Genomic DNA, 14,644 nt, shown 5'->3' with positions numbered 1-14,644 from the left:
CTGACCCACGCCGCCGCCGGGCTGGCGGTTTCCGGCCTATGCTGGTACAAGCGGCCAACTCTTCCCTTTGGGCTCGGCCTTGGCCCCGCCCATGACGCCATCCTTGGGCGCATCGAAGGAGGTTCGCCATGCGTTCGGCCAGCGTGGAGCGCAATACGAAAGAGACCCGCATCCGGGTCGCGGTCAATCTCGACGGCAGCGGCATGTCCGAGATTTCAACCGGGATCGGCTTCCTCGACCATATGCTCGAGCAGCTTTCGCGCCACAGCCTAATCGACCTCACCGTCGCGGCCGAGGGCGACCTCCATATCGACATGCATCACACGACGGAGGACACCGGCATCGTGATCGGCCAGGCAGTCTCGAAGGCGCTCGGCGACCGCAAGGGCATCACCCGCTATGGCGACGCCCTGATCCCGATGGACGAGACGCTGACCCGCGTTGCGCTCGACGCCTCGAACCGCCCCTATTTGATCTGGAAGGTGACGCTCTCGCGGCCGAAGCTGGGCGAGATGGACACCGAGCTTTTCAAGGAGTGGTTCCAGGCCTTCGCCCAGCAGGCCGGCCTGACGCTCCATGTCGAGAATCTCTATGGCGAGAACAACCACCACATCGTCGAGTCCTGCTTCAAGGGCCTGGCGCGCGCGCTGCGCACCGCCGTCGAGATCGATCCGCGCAAGTCCGATGCGGTGCCCTCGACCAAGGGCGTTCTCGGCGGCTGACCCCGTGACCACGATCGTCATCGACTATGGCTCGGGCAACCTGCGATCAGCCGCCAAGGCGCTGGAGCGGGCGGCCGCGGAAGCCGGTTGCGGCGAGCGGATCGCCGTCAGCGCCGATGCCGCCGACGTGGCGCGAGCCGATCGGATCGTCCTTCCCGGCGTCGGCGCCTTCGCCGACTGCCGGCGTGGTCTCGACGAAGTTCCCGGGCTGGTGGACGCGCTGCGCTCGGCAGTGCTCGACGCCGGCCGCCCGTTCCTCGGCATCTGCGTCGGCATGCAGCTCATGGCGACCACGGGGCGCGAGCATGGCGATCATGCCGGGCTCGGCTGGATCGACGGTGCGGTGGTGCCGATCGACCGGACGGGCTCAGACGGCCAGGCTCTGAAAATCCCCCATATGGGCTGGAACGAGCTGACGGTCGGCCGGGAAGATCACCCGGTTCTCACCGGTATCGCCTCCGGCGATCATGCCTATTTCGTCCACAGCTATCAGTTCGTCCCGGCGGACCCAGCCGATCGACTGGCGACGGTCGACTATGGCACGCCACTGGCCGCGGTCGTCGGGCGCGACAATCTCGTCGGCACGCAGTTTCATCCGGAGAAGAGTCAGGCAACCGGCCTGCGGCTCCTGGCGAATTTCCTGCAATGGCGCCCTTAGACAGCGACCGACGCATGGCCGAAACCTCCGTCGAGGAACTGATCCAGTTCCGCAACAGCGATCTGCACGATCTGTGCGATGCGGCCGACGCCGGCATCCGCGCCGGCGGCGGCTTCGGCTGGCTGAAGCCGCCGCCGCGCCCGATCATGGAGGCCTATTGGCGCGGCGTGCTGCTGGTGCCGGAACGGACGCTGTTCGTCGGCCGGCTCGACGGCGTCATCGCCGGCTCGGCGCAGCTCGTCCGGCCGCCGCGCAACAACGAGGCTCAGGCCCATGCCGCGCAGATGACGATGAATTTCGTGGCTCCCTGGGCACGCGGCCACGGGCTGGCGCCTGCGATCACGCAGACAGTCGAGAAGGCCGCCCGGCGCGCCGGCTTCGCCGTGCTGAACCTCGACGTGCGCGAGACGCAGGAGCGGGCGATCAGCGTCTACCGATCGCTGGGCTATCAGCATTACGGCACCCATCGGCATTACGCGCGGGTCGACGGCAAGATGGTGGCCGGCCTGTACTTCTGGAAGGATCTCGACGGCACGGCCGAGGAAGGCGACGCATGATCCTGTTTCCCGCGATCGACCTGAAGGACGGCGCCTGCGTGCGGCTGCGCCAGGGCGACATGGCGGCCGCGACGGTGTTCAATGAAAACCCGGCGGCGCAGGCCCGAAGCTTCGCGGCGCAAGGTGTCGACTGGCTGCATCTGGTCGATCTCGACGGCGCCTTCGCCGGACGGCCGATGAATGCCGCGGCGGTCGACGCCATTCTCGCCGCCGTCGACCGGCCCTGCCAACTCGGTGGTGGCATCCGCGACCGCGCCACCATCGATCGCTGGCTCGAGCGCGGCATCGCGCGGGTGATCCTCGGCACGGCGGCGCTGAAGGATCCGGCGCTGGTGCGCGAGGCCTGCCGGGCACATCCCGGACGCATCGCGGTCGGCATCGACGCGCGCGGCGGCCGGGTCGCCGTCGAAGGCTGGGCGGAGACGAGCGAGATCTCGGCCGAGGAGCTGGCCCTGCGCTTCGAAGATGCCGGCGTGGCCGCCATCATCTACACCGATATCGAGCGCGACGGGGTGCTGTCAGGCGTGAACGCGGCGGCGACCGCGGCGCTGGCGGCGGCCTTGGCCACCCCGGTGATCGCCAGCGGCGGCGTCGGCTCGCTCGACGATCTGCACGCCCTGAAGGCCGTTGCCGCAAGTGGTATCGCCGGCGTCATCGTCGGCCGCGCCCTCTATGACGGCCGGCTCGACATCGGCGCGGCGCTTGCCCTGCTGCACGACGACAACACCAATGGGGCCGCGTGATGCTGAAGGTCCGCGTCATTCCCTGTCTCGACGTCCATGCCGGCCGCGTCGTCAAGGGCGTGAACTTCGTCGACCTGGTCGACGCCGGAGATCCGGTCGAGCAGGCACAGGTCTATGACGCCGCCGGCGCCGACGAGCTCTGCTTCCTCGACATCACCGCCAGCTCCGAGAACCGCGACACGATCTACGACGTCGTCGCCCGCACGGCCGAGCGCTGCTTCATGCCGCTCACCGTCGGGGGCGGCGTCCGCAAGACGGAGGACATCCGCAAACTGCTGCTGGCCGGCGCCGACAAGGTCTCGATCAACACCGCTGCGGTGCAGGACCCCGATCTCGTCCGCCGCGCCGCCGAGAAGTTCGGCAGCCAGTGCGTCACCGTGGCGGTCGACGCAAAATCCGTGGGCGCCGACCGCTATGAGGTATTCACCCATGGCGGGCGTGAACGCACCGGCCTCGACGCCGTCGCCTGGGCCCGGCGCCTGGTCGAACTCGGCGCCGGCGAGATCCTGCTGACCTCGATGGATCGCGACGGTACGCGCCAGGGCTACAACATTCCGCTGACCCGCGCCGTCGCCGACGCCGTGCCTGTCCCGGTGATCGCCAGCGGCGGGGTGGGTCATCTCGACCATCTGGTCGAGGGGGTTCGCGACGGTCACGCCGCCGCCGTCCTTGCCGCCTCGATCTTCCATTTCGGGATCCACTCGATCGCCGAGGCGAAGGCGCAACTCGCCCGCGCCGGGCTGCCGGTGCGCTAAGGCGGTGCCTGCCTTGTCTTCGATGGGCTCAGGACGAGGTCCTTGTGCTGAGCCCATCGAAGCATGAGGGCCGCGGACCTTAACGTCGATTAAAGAGATCTTTAACCATGCTTGCTAGGCATGGAAAAACCAGAAAATACAGCAGGATATTATGGGAAACGAAGTGCATGACGGGCTGGACGCCACGATCCTCGACCGCCTCTATCAAGTGATTCAGAGCCGCCGCGGCGGCGACCCCACGCAATCGCACACTGCCAAGCTGTTCGCCAAGGGCACCGCCAAGATCGCCCAGAAGCTCGGCGAGGAGGCGGTCGAGACGGTGATCGAGGGCGTCAGCGGCAAGAAGAAGGAACTGGCTGCGGAAAGCGCCGATCTGCTCTACCATCTTCTCGTGCTGTGGGCGGACCGCGACCTGACGCCTGCCGAGGTGTGGGCTGCGCTCGAGCGCCGCGAAGGCATCTCGGGGATCGCCGAGAAGAACAGCCGCAAGAACGACTGACCGCACCTGATTGACTGCATAACGGAGGCGGCATGGCCTATGACGACAACAACATCTTCGCGCGCATCCTGCGCGGCGAGATCCCCTGCAAGAAAGTGTATGAGGACGATCACGCCCTCGCCTTCCACGACGTCAAGCCGCAGGCCAGGACGCATGTCCTGGTGATTCCGAAAGGCGCCTATGTCTCGATGGAGGATTTCTCGCAGCGTGCCTCGGACGCGGAGATCGCCGGGCTGATCCGGGCGGTCGGCAAGGTGGCGCGCGAGCTCGGGCTGGCCGAGAGCGGCTATCGCATCCTCGCCAACCACGGCCCGGACTCGCGTCAGGAGGTTCCGCACCTCCATATCCACATTTTCGGCGGCCAGGATCTCGGCCGGCTGATCAGCCCGGCCGGTTGAGCGCCGACCGGACGCGCAGGCCTCAGCCTACCGGCGGTCCTGCGCGCGCAGCATCAACTCTTTGAGCTCTCGGATCTCGGCGCGCAGCGCCGCCAGCTCCGTGTCCCGGTTTTCGGTGGCGTCGGCTTCGTGCTGTTCCTGCATCGAGTTGACGATGAGGGCGATGAACAGGTTCAGCACGGCGAAGCTGGTCAGCAGGATGAACGGAACGAAGAATATCCAGGCGTAGGGATAGATTTCCATCACCGGCCGGACGATTCCCATCGACCAACTCTCCAGCGTCATGATCTGGAACAGCGAATAGACCGACTCGCCGATCGAGCCGAACCAGTCGGGAAAGGCAGCACCGAACAGCTTGGTCGCCATCACCCCGAAGACGTAATAGACCAGCGCCAGCAGCGCGATGACCGAGGTCATACCCGGAATCGCCCCCAGCAAGGCTTGCACGACGCGGCGCATCTGCGGCACGGCGGAGACGAGCCGCAGCACCCGCAGGACCCGGAGCGCCCGCAGGATCGACAGACCTTCACCGGCCGGCGCCAAACTGGTCGCGATGATGGTGAAATCGAAGAGGTTCCATCCATCGGTGAAGAAGCGCCAGCGATAGGCCACTATCTTCAGAGCGATCTCGGTCACGAAGATGGCCAGGAATATCCGGTCCAGCAGAACCAGCAGATCGCCGGCCCGGGCCATGACCGAAGACGATGTCTCCAGCCCGAGCGTGATCCCGTTCAAAATGATGGCCGTCATGATGAGAGTCTGCGCCGAGGACGACTCGATCACCTGTCGCAGGCGCTCCGATGGCGCTGCGGTCGCAGGCTGTGGCAATTCCGTCATGCTTGGTCCATGTCTCCGCTGAAACTGGGGCGGCGACTTCCGGTGTCGCCGCCTGACGCGGATTCAGAACGGCAATCGGACCGTCCAGGTCAAGGGATTTGCGTGTGCGCCTGCGGCGCGATCGCTCAGGCCGCCATCACGTTGCGGTGCTGCGGGAAGCGCACCGTGACGGTGGTGCCGACATTGACCGTGCTTTCGATGTCGATTCTGCCGCCATGCAGCTCGGCCAGTAGCCGGACCAGCGGCAGGCCCAGCCCGGTGCCGGCATATTTGCGGTTCAGCGAGCTTTCCAGCTGGCTGAACGACGCCATCGCCTTCTCGATGTCGCTCGCGGCGATGCCGATCCCCGTGTCGGAGACGGTCAGCAGGAAGTCGCCTCGCTCGTCGAGCCGGGCGTCCACGGCGATCTTGCCGCCGGCGGGCGTGAATTTCAGCGCGTTGGACAGCAGATTGATCACGATCTGCTTCACCGCCCGCTCATCGGCATAGAGCATGGGCAGGTTCTTCGCCACGCGCGTCTGCAGGCTGAGCTTGCCGGCCGCCGCCCGATCCTTCACCAGGCGCTGGCAGCTGCGGATGAGGTCCGGTAGCTTGACATGGCTCTCATGCAGGTCGAACTTGCCCGCCTCGATCTTCGAGAGGTCGAGGATATCGTTGATGATCGACAGGAGATGCACGCCGCTTTCGTGGATGTCCTCCGCATAGTCGCGATACTGCGTCTTGCCCAGCGGCCCGAACATCTCGCCCTTCATGATCTCCGAGAAGCCGATGATGGCGTTCAGCGGCGTGCGCAGCTCGTGGCTGACATTGGCGAGGAAGTCAGACTTCGACCGGTTGGCGAACTCCGCCTGCTCTTTCGCCGCCCGCAGCGCCTCCTCGGCCAGGATCCGGTCGGTGATGTCGAAATGCATCACCACCGCGCCGCGGCCCTCCTCCTTCGAGACGGGCGTCGCGACGAACTTGAACCAGCGCGGTTCGGGCGTCCCGCCGGCCTGATATTCGCAGGCGAACTGTCCGCGCTCGCCGGCCAGCACGCCGCGCAGGCCTTCACCCAGAGCGGCCGCGTCCTCCCCGTCGTCACGGCAGGCGTCGTCGAGCACCGCCACATAATCCTCGCCCGGCGCGATCGCCAGCCGGCTGTCCCGCGGCAGCCCGGCGAAGTCACTCCACTGCCGGTTCACTTTCAGCACCGTTCCGGCCTCGTTCAGCAGCGCGACCTGCGCCGGCAGGGCGTCGAGCGTCGCCGCGGTGATATCGACCTGCTCGCGCAGGTCGCGCTCGCTCCGGCGCAAGGCTTCCTCCGCCCGCACACGATCAGTGACGTCCGTCTGGATACCGATGAAATGGATCAGCTGGCCGCGGTCGTCGAACACCGGATTGACGCTGAGCTCGTTCCAGAACGTCCGGCCGTCCTTTCGATAGTTGCGGACGGTGAGATGGACCGGGCGGCGCGCCGCGATCGCCCGGCGCATGCGCGCGACCGTGTCGGGGTCGGTGTCGCGGCCCTGCAGGAACCGGCAGCAGCGGCCGATGGCTTCCTCCGCCCGATAGCCGGTGATCCGGGTGAAGGCGGGGTTCACGAAGATCACCGGGTTGCCCGGCAGGTTCGGATCGGTGACGATCACGCCGTTCGAGGTCGCCGAGACGGCGGCGGCCAGCGACGCGTTGCGCTGGGCGAGCTCGGCCAGACGGGCCTCGCGGATCTTCGTGTCGGTGATATCGCTGTAGGTCGTGGCGAAGCCGCCGCCGGGGATCGGGCTGCGCCGGGTCTCGATCACCGAGGCGCCGCGATATTTCTCGAACCGCACCGGCGCGTCGGCCTGCGCCGGTCCGCTCGCCCGCCAATCGGGGTCGTTCGGGTCGCTCTCGCCGCGCTCCGCGAGCAGCGCCGCGACGGCGGACCACGGCATGCCTTTGCGGATCCAGTCCGCCGGCAGATCGAAGAGGTCGAGGAAGCGCTGGTTCCAGGCGATCAGCCGCCGCTCCGCATCGACGACGCTCAGGCCCTGGCTGATGCTGTCCAGCGTCGCCTGCAGCAGCAGCGAGTTGGCCTCGAGCGCATCTTCGCGCTGCTTCATGTCGGTGATGTCCGTGGTCACGGCGAGAATGCCGCCTTCGTCGGTGCGGCGCTCGACGGTCCGAAGCCACCGGCCGTCCGCGGTCGGCTCTTCGTGAATGGCGGGCAGGTTGCGGCGCGCCGCGAGCCGCGCCTGAATCTGCGCCTCGATCACCTCCTCCGGCGTCGCGAGGCCGGCGTCGGCGCTGAAGCGGCGCATGCCCTCGCGCAGCAGGTCCTCGAACCGCGCGCCGGGCCGGACGAGATCGGCGATCTCGGTATTGGCGAGCCGATAGCGGCTGTTGCCGAGGACCAGGCGGTCGTCGGCATCGAACAGCGCGAACGCCGCCGGCATGCTCTCGATCGCATCGAGGAAGCGCGTTTCCGTCATCCGCAGCCGCCGGTCGGCCTCAATCTCCGCCGAGATGTCGGTGGCGATGCCGCGATAGCCCTGGAAACGGCCGTCGGCCGCGAACACCGGCCGGCCGCTGAGCCGGATGCGGAAGCGCTGGCCGGTCGATGTCGGGATCGTGCCGTGGAAATCGTCGAACGGCCGCCGGTTCTCCAGATCGTCGAGATGGCGCTGCCAAGCCTCGGGGTCGTCGGCTTCGATGCCGACCTCGTCGCAGCGCCGGCCGAGGATCGTTTTGGGGTCGAGCCCGGTCATTCGCCGGAACCGGTCGGACAGATAGGTGAAGCGCAGGTCCGGATCGGTCTCCCAGAACCAGTCCGAGGCGGCTTCGCCGATGTCCCGGAACCGCTCCTCTGTGCGGCGCAGCGCCGCGACCGCGGCGGCCTGCCGCTGCTCGTTCGAGAGCAGTGTTCCCAGTAGCAGGAAGCCGACAGGGTACAGCAGCAGAACGGCGATGCCGAGGTCGCGGGCGACCGAGAGGCTGAGCGGCAGGGCCGCGATGTGCCAGGGCAGGCTGGCCGCCGCCAGGATCAGGCCGGCGACCAGGAACTCGCGCCGGCCGGCCAGCGTGCCGCGCCGCCACCAGCGTAGATAAAGCACTGTGCCCAGCGCCGCAGCGGTCAGGGCGTTGCCGATCGTTACGGTACCGGTTGCGACGGCGTCGGCATCGCCGATGGCGCCGATCACGCCGGCCGCGGCGCCGACGGCCGCCGCCGCGAGGCCCGACCAGGGCCCCCCGAACGCCGCGGCGGCAAGGACGATCAGGTTCCGGCCGTCCACCGTTACGTCGGCCGCGAGCTGGATCGGGACCTGCATACCGGCGATGGCGATGATCCCGAACAGGGCGCCCATGCCTGCGGCGCCGAACTGTCCGGCACGGCGTATCAGCGGCATGCCGGCGAGGTTGTAGAGCAGCGCGAGAACCAGCAGCAGGGCCAGGTTCTCACCGAGATCGATCAGAAGGCTAAGCAATCCGTTCATTGCGCATCCCGCGGCGTCGTACCGCCTCCGACACAATCAAGCCCGTGTAGCGGACTCGCGCCGGCTATGGTTGCCGTAGGATTAATAATGAATCACGTTGGTGAATGACTGGTTAAGCGCCGCAATGGTTACTTTTTGCTTAACCTATATATTGTCGGACACTTCGGTTCGACTTCACAGATCTCGATGAAGCCCTCACGGAACCGTCGCGCCGCTGCGGTGTTGGAAACCAAAACCTAACCATACGGCCACCTGCGGCGGCCGGACTGCCACCCCGCATTCCCTCTACAGGTGACAATGCCCCAGAAACAGCCGCTACCGCCGAGTACACCGCCCTTCCCGAACGAAGATGTCCCGGTTCCGGGTCCCGCTCCCGCTCCCGCTCCGGGACGTGACGTACCGCCTGGCCCGCCGCCGATGCCGAACGAGGACGTTCCGCAGCCGGGGCCAAACCGACCGCTGCCCTCTCGATAGTACCGGCCGACGGTTTCGTCGATAAATGGCGCCTTGAAATAAAGCGACACATTCGCCGCCGCCGACCCCATATATAGTAAATAACTGGATTTCCGGCGGCCCCCTGTCCGGGATGGTGGAGGCGCGCCGCCGCGGCTCGAGCCGGTTCCTCTCTTTCGCCTAGAGCATGGGGGAGCGGGACGCGTTGCTGCGGCACTCGGCGCAGGGCCGGCCAAGTCGCTCGCGGAGAGCTTATGATCTTTTATTGGACCGGAGGAATGCGACAATGACCACAGAACATAAGTTCAAGGCCGGGCAAACCGTCATGTCCGTCAAGTCCACCAATTCCCTGATTCCGCTGGGCCGGTACCAGATCGTGCGTCCGCTTCCGACCGACGGGGTGAGCAATCAGTACCGCATAAAGTCCGTCCTGGACGGCCACGAGCGGGTCGTGCGAGAGAGCGACCTCACGCAGAGGTGACGCGCCGAACGCGTCGGCCTAGCATCGCCAGAGCGACCATGGCGACGCCGAGCAGGCCGACCGCGGCCGGTTCGGGGATCACCTGGGGCGGTTGGGGCAGCTGTCCGCGGATCGCCCCCGCCGGGAACGGATCATTGTGCAGGTTCACATAGAACCCGGTGGGATTCGCCAGGACATTGGCGAGGTCGGGGTCGGACAGGTTCGACCCGGAGGGCTGCGCCATGAAATCGACGACGATCGGGCCGACCACACCGGCGGGTGCCTGATGGATATGCGCCCCGATCAGCGGCAGGACGATATTCCCGAAGGTCAAATCCCAGTCGATGGTCAGGTCGGCGTCGTCGATCACCAGCACCGCGGTGCCGAACCCGTCCAGGTCGCCCTGCGCCGGGTTGCCCTCGGGATCGACCTCCTGGAACCCGTCCAGCGTCGTCTCCAAGGTAATGAGCGCAGCTTGGCCGGGTACGGAGCCCCAGGCCCAAAACGTCGCCGCAATCGCAATAAGGCCGAACACCCGGCCGGCATAGTGCAAGATAAGCATCGCCACCCTCCGGGGTTGTGGTTCTCCGTCGGAGCGATTTGCCAAGTGCCGACGGCCGCCGCGTCCGGCGGCGGTTCTATATTAATCAGGCTCAACCGGGATGGTTGCAGTAGTCATCCTGCGTCGTCCTTCGCAGGGACGATCTGCCGCTGTCGAGCGATCATTGCGGCGGCCCCGCAAGACCGGGCGCGCGCTCATGCCAAATTCAGCAGATCGAGGATCAGCTCTGCGACCTTGGTATTCTCGTACAGCTCCGGCATCAGGGAAATCGGCCGGCTATAAAGGGAATCGCTGGCAAAGATCGCATCCCAGCCAAGGCTCGCGGGAACGGTGACGCCGCTTTCCTCCAGCTTCTTTATGAATTCCACGGCAAGAAGTCCTTGGCCGATGGCGGAGGGGTGAACGCCGTCCAGGCTGAAGACGCCGCCCTGCAGCATATGGCCACGGCGGTCGGTGTGATAGTAAAGCGTGTTGGGGATCGGCCGGCGCATCCGCTCTGCCGTCGCCAGCGCTTCGGGCGGCATCTCGTAGGTCGGCCGGCCGTTGTTCCGCTTGAAGGCAAGCTGGAGAAGATGGTCGGCGATATCCACGATCACATATCTGACAGAACTGCCGGCGTCGCGGCTTGCTTTATTGTATTTCTTGACCAGCTTCCGAATTGTTCCGTTGTATTCCGCCACATAAGTGTCGATATGCACGACCTCCGCCTGTGTGAGCCGGTGGCCGCGGCGCGCGTAATCCAGGCCGAAGATCACATAGGTGTAGTACTCGTAGTAGGTCGCTTTCGGTTTCACGACACCGAACGGATCGGTCACCCGCAGCTCGCTGCCCACTCCCTTGGCCAGCGGCGCCACGCTGACGGGTGGGACCGTGCCGATGAACCCTTGCAGTCCGGCGTTCGGTTCGTATCGGCGGTGAGGATCGCGTGCACGCGCCTTAACAGCTCGTCATACTCGTCTTCGAAATGCTCGGGCGTCCAGAGATTGAACCCGTTGCGCTTCTCGACCGCCATGTCCAGCGGATGATCGGGCGCGTCGCGCGTCTCGCGAATCTGCAAGCGGACGACGGTGCCCAGCGCATTGTTCGAGCCGAGCCAGAGGAGAACGTTCTCCACGCCCTCCCGCTCGGCGTGAAACTGGAGCCAGCGAAGCTGACTGAACCCGTTATAGTGCGGGCTGCGCGACGGGTTCAAAACCGCCGCCGCCGTGCGCTCGAACCGTCTGTTGGGAAGCGCGAAGAACCCGTCCTCCGCCTCGGCGAGGATTCCATGCTCCCGCTGGTCGGAGGCGATCTGTCTCAAGCACCACTCAGGCGTGACCAGCCAGGCATCCGCGACGGTAAAGCCGGCGACGGAGACGTTGGGGAACCACTCCGTGGCGCCGGCCTGCGGCAGCGCGATGTTACCAGGTCCCCGCTCGTAATAGGTCTCGACCTCGTCGATCAGTTGATTGATCATCACGACCGCCTGCGGCCATTCGATCACGCCGGAGACGTCGTTGCCAAAGCGCCGCTCGAGGGTGCGAAGAACCGTCTCGACATTGATCGGCAGGCCGCCGGCGCCCCAGAACGTAATCGCGTAATCGATGCCCGGACGCAAGCCAAGGCAGCGCGCGATCAATGTCGGAAAGGAAAGCTCCGTGCGGGCCGCCGCCAAGGACATGAAACCTTGGGAGATGCTGTCGCCGATCGTGAAGAGCTTCATCGCGACCCTCCACGCGCGCGAACCAGGAGGCTTGGACCGTTGGGAGCAGAAGCGCCGATCCCACTATAGCGCGAAAGCCGGGGTCCCGACAGCACGTGTAGCGAGTACCTCCAATGTCTCTCGTCTCACACCTGATCGATGCGAAGCGCTCTCACCGCCTCCTCACCGTCCCGGCGCCACCCGGCGATAGCTAAGCGCCTCGGCCACATGCAGCCGGCGCACCTGCTCGCTGCCCTCCAGGTCGGCCAACGTGCGGGCGACGCGCAGCACCCGGTGATAGCCGCGGGCCGAAAGCTTGAAGCGCTCCGCCGCGTCGCCCAGCAGCTTGCGCCCCTCCGCGTCCGGCGCGGCGACCTCCTCCAGCAGCGTACCGTCGGCCTCGGCGTTGGTGCGGATGCGCCGGCCGTTACTCTGGCCGCCGCCGTCATTCAGCCGCGCATAGCGCGCCGCCTGCCGTGCCCGCGCGTTCGCCACCCGGCCGGCCACCTGGGCCGAGCCCTCCGCCGGCGGCAGCAGCGCCAGATCGGCGGGCGTGACCGCCGGCACCTCGACATGGCAGTCGATGCGGTCGAACAGCGGGCCGGAGATCTTCGACTGATAGTCGAGCGCGCAGCGCGGCGCCCGGGCGCAGGCCAGCGCCGGATCGTCGAGATGGCCGCAGCGGCAGGGGTTCATCGCGGCGACAAGCTGGACCCGCGCGGGATATGTCACATGCGCGTTGGCGCGGGCGACGGCGACGCGGCCGCTCTCCAGCGGCTGGCGCAGGGCCTCCAGCGTGGCCCGGCTGAACTCCGGCAGCTCATCGAGGAACAGCACGCCAAGATGGGCGAGCGACACCTCTCCCGGCCGTGCCCGCGCGCCGCCGCCGACCAGCGACGGCAGCGAGGCCGAATGATGCGGATCGCGGAACGGCCGCGCCCGCATCAGCCGCCCGTCGCCGAGCTGCCCGGCGACGCTGTGGATCATGCTGACCTCCAGCGCCTCGGCCGGGTCGAGCGGCGGCAGCAGGCCCGGCAGCCGCGCCGCCAGCATCGACTTGCCCGAGCCCGGCGGCCCGAGCATGAGAAGATTGTGCCCGCCTGCCGCGACGACCTCGAGCGCGCGCTTGGCCGTCTCCTGTCCCTTGATGTCGACGAGGTCGAGGCGGCTCGCCTCGGCTTCCGCCAGCTTCGGCTCGGGCGGGCTCAGCACTTGGCTGCCCTTGAAATGATGGATGAGGGCCAGCAGGCTTTGCGGCGCCAGCACCTCGATCTCGCCGGCCCAGGCCGCCTCGCCGCCTTGGGCCTCCGGGCAGATCAGCCCGCGCCCCGCGGCCGAGGCGGCAAGCGCCGCCGGCAGCACGCCCGCCACCGGCGCCAGCGTCCCGTCGAGGCCGAGCTCGCCCAGCGCCATATAGCCGCCGACCGCCTCCTCGGCCAGCACACTCATCGCGATCAGGAGGCCCAGGCCGATCGGCAGGTCGAAATGGCTGCCTTCCTTCAACAGGTCGGCCGGCGCGAGGTTGATGGTGATCCGCTTCGGCGGCAGCGCCAGGCCGATCGCGCCCAGGGCGGCGCGCACCCGCTCACGGCTCTCGCCCACCGCTTTGTCCGGCAGGCCGACAAGGGTGAAGGCCGGCACGCCCGCCGCCACCTGCACCTGGACGTCGACCTCCAAGACCTCGATGCCCTGAAAGGCCACCGTCTTCACTCGCGCGACCATGAGTTCGGATTCCCCCGTTACAACAGCCGCGGGCATTGTAGACAGCGGGGCCTCGCGGCGCTATCCGATCGACCGAATGCAGAGGGAATCGAACCTCCGGCCGCCAGCCTACCGCTCTGGATGGAAAGCTCAGCACGGGAGCCGAGGCTGAGATCACCCATGCCAGAGGTCGGACCACACGTGATCCGCGATCAAGAAGACGTACAACGACACAAGCGTGATACGGAGCTGGTAGAAGTCGTCCGATTCGAGCGGCGGGAAGGCGAACACTCCGAACCTGCTCGACGGGTGCAAGGACCGGATGCGGTGCTCGTAGTGTTCGGCAAGGTACGGACCCGTGCTGATTCCGGGGTTGAACACTTGGTCCAGAAATGCCCCGGCGTCGTCAGCGGACGGATTACTCACGCCGCTCGCCCGCAACGTCCGAAGGACCATCTGAAACGATGCTTCCATCGCCACGAACAGCATCATGGTCGCGGCCTCTCCAAACTCTCGGCGTTGCCACAGCATGTCGGCCTTGAGCAACGCTGCGAGGCCACGCATGAGCAGGTGGTCCTGAAGGGAACCACGCTGGATGAGGCTCGACAGGAGAATCTCATCTAGCGGTCTCTCGTGTCGCGCATAAGGAGGGCCGCCGCCCATCGGGGGCAACACCGCGCCCCGTGCCGCGAAGTCGCTTGCCTTGGCCCGCATATGGCGAACCGCTTGTTCGACCACGCAGCCTTCGTCCTCCTCTAACCGCGCGAGGTCTAGGTGGAACGGCAGAGGATAGGCGTAAACCATCCCGTGGTCCGGGCGCATAGCCAGAGCGATGGATGCCAAGAAGCGGACCTCTTCCAATGCCAGGAACTCAAGATCCGACCAATGTTCCAACCCGAGCCCATGTGTCTCCGGAGGTAGCGCGACGACCAGCGAGACGATGACATCATCGCGGACCAGGAGGCGGTTGCGACCGACCGCGATCGAGCAGTCTGGATAGAGGCCAAGAGGCGACATGACCCTGAGGCGCAAGAAGCGACTGGGCGCGGACACCCGCAGGCTGGTGGCCATCCTGTCTCCGGAGGTCATCCTAAGGCCATGTCCGGATCACTCGGCGTTCGCGGGCCACGTACTCCGAACGGTAGGTCAGCCACAGTGCTGTCCGCCCG

At 66.7% G+C, this 14,644-nt stretch carries 15 protein-coding genes; 8 read left to right on the top strand and 7 right to left on the bottom strand.

Going from position 1 to position 14,644, the window contains the following annotated elements; translation table 11 throughout:
- Positions 1-128: 128 nt before the first annotated feature.
- The 7 genes from hisB to DT069_RS11785 all read left to right on the top strand — a co-directional run bounded on the left by hisB (position 129) and on the right by DT069_RS11785 (position 4,332).
- Positions 129-722 (top strand): imidazoleglycerol-phosphate dehydratase HisB, encoded by a 594-nt coding sequence (gene hisB / locus DT069_RS11815; RefSeq protein ID WP_119460515.1) that lies wholly within the window; start codon positions 129-131, stop codon positions 720-722.
- Between the two features lie 4 nt (positions 723-726).
- Entirely contained in the window at positions 727-1,380 is a 654-nt protein-coding gene (gene hisH, locus DT069_RS11810) for an imidazole glycerol phosphate synthase subunit HisH (protein WP_425450174.1), read from the top strand.
- A gap of 14 nt (positions 1,381-1,394) precedes the next feature.
- Positions 1,395-1,937: a GNAT family N-acetyltransferase gene (locus DT069_RS11805; RefSeq protein WP_119460746.1), complete on the top strand. Its 543-nt coding sequence runs from the start codon at positions 1,395-1,397 to the stop codon at positions 1,935-1,937.
- Positions 1,934-2,680: a 1-(5-phosphoribosyl)-5-[(5-phosphoribosylamino)methylideneamino]imidazole-4-carboxamide isomerase gene (gene hisA, locus DT069_RS11800; protein ID WP_119460513.1), complete on the top strand. Its 747-nt coding sequence runs from the start codon at positions 1,934-1,936 to the stop codon at positions 2,678-2,680. The genes DT069_RS11805 and hisA overlap by 4 nt, the downstream gene beginning before the upstream one ends.
- Positions 2,680-3,435: an imidazole glycerol phosphate synthase subunit HisF gene (gene hisF / locus DT069_RS11795; RefSeq protein ID WP_119460512.1), complete on the top strand. Its 756-nt coding sequence runs from the start codon at positions 2,680-2,682 to the stop codon at positions 3,433-3,435. Before hisA ends, hisF begins: the two co-directional genes overlap by 1 nt.
- A gap of 151 nt (positions 3,436-3,586) precedes the next feature.
- Positions 3,587-3,934, top strand: a complete 348-nt coding sequence (locus tag DT069_RS11790) for a phosphoribosyl-ATP diphosphatase (protein WP_119460511.1) — start codon at positions 3,587-3,589, stop codon at positions 3,932-3,934.
- A gap of 32 nt (positions 3,935-3,966) precedes the next feature.
- Positions 3,967-4,332, top strand: a complete 366-nt coding sequence (locus tag DT069_RS11785) for a histidine triad nucleotide-binding protein (RefSeq protein ID WP_119460510.1) — start codon at positions 3,967-3,969, stop codon at positions 4,330-4,332.
- A gap of 27 nt (positions 4,333-4,359) precedes the next feature.
- Here DT069_RS11785 and DT069_RS11780 read toward each other — a convergent pair whose 3' ends face one another.
- Together DT069_RS11780 and DT069_RS11775 are read right to left on the bottom strand one after the other, a co-directional pair.
- Positions 4,360-5,169, bottom strand: a complete 810-nt coding sequence (locus DT069_RS11780) for an ion transporter (protein ID WP_119460509.1) — start codon at positions 5,167-5,169, stop codon at positions 4,360-4,362.
- Between the two features lie 125 nt (positions 5,170-5,294).
- Positions 5,295-8,618: a PAS domain S-box protein gene (locus DT069_RS11775; RefSeq protein ID WP_119460508.1), complete on the bottom strand. Its 3,324-nt coding sequence runs from the start codon at positions 8,616-8,618 to the stop codon at positions 5,295-5,297.
- Positions 8,619-9,357: 739 nt separating this feature from the next.
- On the opposite strand from DT069_RS11775, the gene DT069_RS11770 reads away from it, so the two are divergent.
- Positions 9,358-9,552 (top strand): hypothetical protein, encoded by a 195-nt coding sequence (locus tag DT069_RS11770; protein ID WP_119460507.1) that lies wholly within the window; start codon positions 9,358-9,360, stop codon positions 9,550-9,552.
- Here the strand turns inward: DT069_RS11770 and DT069_RS11765 are convergent.
- The 5 genes from DT069_RS11765 to DT069_RS11745 all read right to left on the bottom strand — a co-directional run bounded on the left by DT069_RS11765 (position 9,539) and on the right by DT069_RS11745 (position 14,546).
- On the bottom strand, positions 9,539-10,093 hold the full coding sequence (locus DT069_RS11765) for a CHRD domain-containing protein (RefSeq protein WP_119460506.1): 555 nt from the start codon (positions 10,091-10,093) through the stop codon (positions 9,539-9,541). The two genes, DT069_RS11770 and DT069_RS11765, sit on opposite strands and share 14 nt — an antisense overlap.
- Before the next feature lie 194 nt (positions 10,094-10,287).
- Complete coding sequence (locus DT069_RS11760) at positions 10,288-10,908, bottom strand: hypothetical protein (protein ID WP_162913153.1); 621 nt, start codon at positions 10,906-10,908, stop codon at positions 10,288-10,290.
- Positions 10,905-11,795, bottom strand: coding sequence for a hypothetical protein (locus DT069_RS11755; protein ID WP_119460504.1), 891 nt, complete (start codon positions 11,793-11,795; stop codon positions 10,905-10,907). The genes DT069_RS11760 and DT069_RS11755 overlap by 4 nt, the downstream gene beginning before the upstream one ends.
- A gap of 162 nt (positions 11,796-11,957) precedes the next feature.
- Positions 11,958-13,496: a YifB family Mg chelatase-like AAA ATPase gene (locus DT069_RS11750; protein WP_119460503.1), complete on the bottom strand. Its 1,539-nt coding sequence runs from the start codon at positions 13,494-13,496 to the stop codon at positions 11,958-11,960.
- Between the two features lie 153 nt (positions 13,497-13,649).
- Positions 13,650-14,546, bottom strand: coding sequence for a hypothetical protein (locus DT069_RS11745; protein ID WP_119460502.1), 897 nt, complete (start codon positions 14,544-14,546; stop codon positions 13,650-13,652).
- Positions 14,547-14,644 lie beyond the last annotated feature (98 nt).

Source organism: Virgifigura deserti, from assembly GCA_003576685.1.
In the GTDB taxonomy this organism is placed as follows: Bacteria; Pseudomonadota; Alphaproteobacteria; order Dongiales; family Dongiaceae; genus Virgifigura; species Virgifigura deserti.
The sequence above is the reverse complement of the archived record's forward strand: the minus strand, read 5'-3'. Positions and strand labels throughout refer to the sequence as shown.

Bases quoted from the DNA above. Each gene is read 5' to 3' on its own strand.
- hisB (WP_119460515.1), top strand. From the start codon at position 129: ATGCGTTCGGCCAGCGTGGAGCGCAATACGAAAGAGACCCGCATCCGG.
- DT069_RS11805 (WP_119460746.1), top strand. From the start codon at position 1,395: ATGGCCGAAACCTCCGTCGAGGAACTGATCCAGTTCCGCAACAGCGAT.
- hisA (WP_119460513.1), top strand. From the start codon at position 1,934: ATGATCCTGTTTCCCGCGATCGACCTGAAGGACGGCGCCTGCGTGCGG.
- hisF (WP_119460512.1), top strand. From the start codon at position 2,680: ATGCTGAAGGTCCGCGTCATTCCCTGTCTCGACGTCCATGCCGGCCGC.
- DT069_RS11790 (WP_119460511.1), top strand. From the start codon at position 3,587: ATGGGAAACGAAGTGCATGACGGGCTGGACGCCACGATCCTCGACCGC.
- DT069_RS11785 (WP_119460510.1), top strand. From the start codon at position 3,967: ATGGCCTATGACGACAACAACATCTTCGCGCGCATCCTGCGCGGCGAG.
- DT069_RS11780 (WP_119460509.1), bottom strand. From the start codon at position 5,169: ATGACGGAATTGCCACAGCCTGCGACCGCAGCGCCATCGGAGCGCCTG.
- DT069_RS11775 (WP_119460508.1), bottom strand. From the start codon at position 8,618: ATGAACGGATTGCTTAGCCTTCTGATCGATCTCGGTGAGAACCTGGCC.
- DT069_RS11770 (WP_119460507.1), top strand. From the start codon at position 9,358: ATGACCACAGAACATAAGTTCAAGGCCGGGCAAACCGTCATGTCCGTC.
- DT069_RS11765 (WP_119460506.1), bottom strand. From the start codon at position 10,093: ATGCTTATCTTGCACTATGCCGGCCGGGTGTTCGGCCTTATTGCGATT.
- DT069_RS11755 (WP_119460504.1), bottom strand. From the start codon at position 11,795: ATGAAGCTCTTCACGATCGGCGACAGCATCTCCCAAGGTTTCATGTCC.
- DT069_RS11750 (WP_119460503.1), bottom strand. From the start codon at position 13,496: ATGGTCGCGCGAGTGAAGACGGTGGCCTTTCAGGGCATCGAGGTCTTG.
- DT069_RS11745 (WP_119460502.1), bottom strand. From the start codon at position 14,546: ATGGCCACCAGCCTGCGGGTGTCCGCGCCCAGTCGCTTCTTGCGCCTC.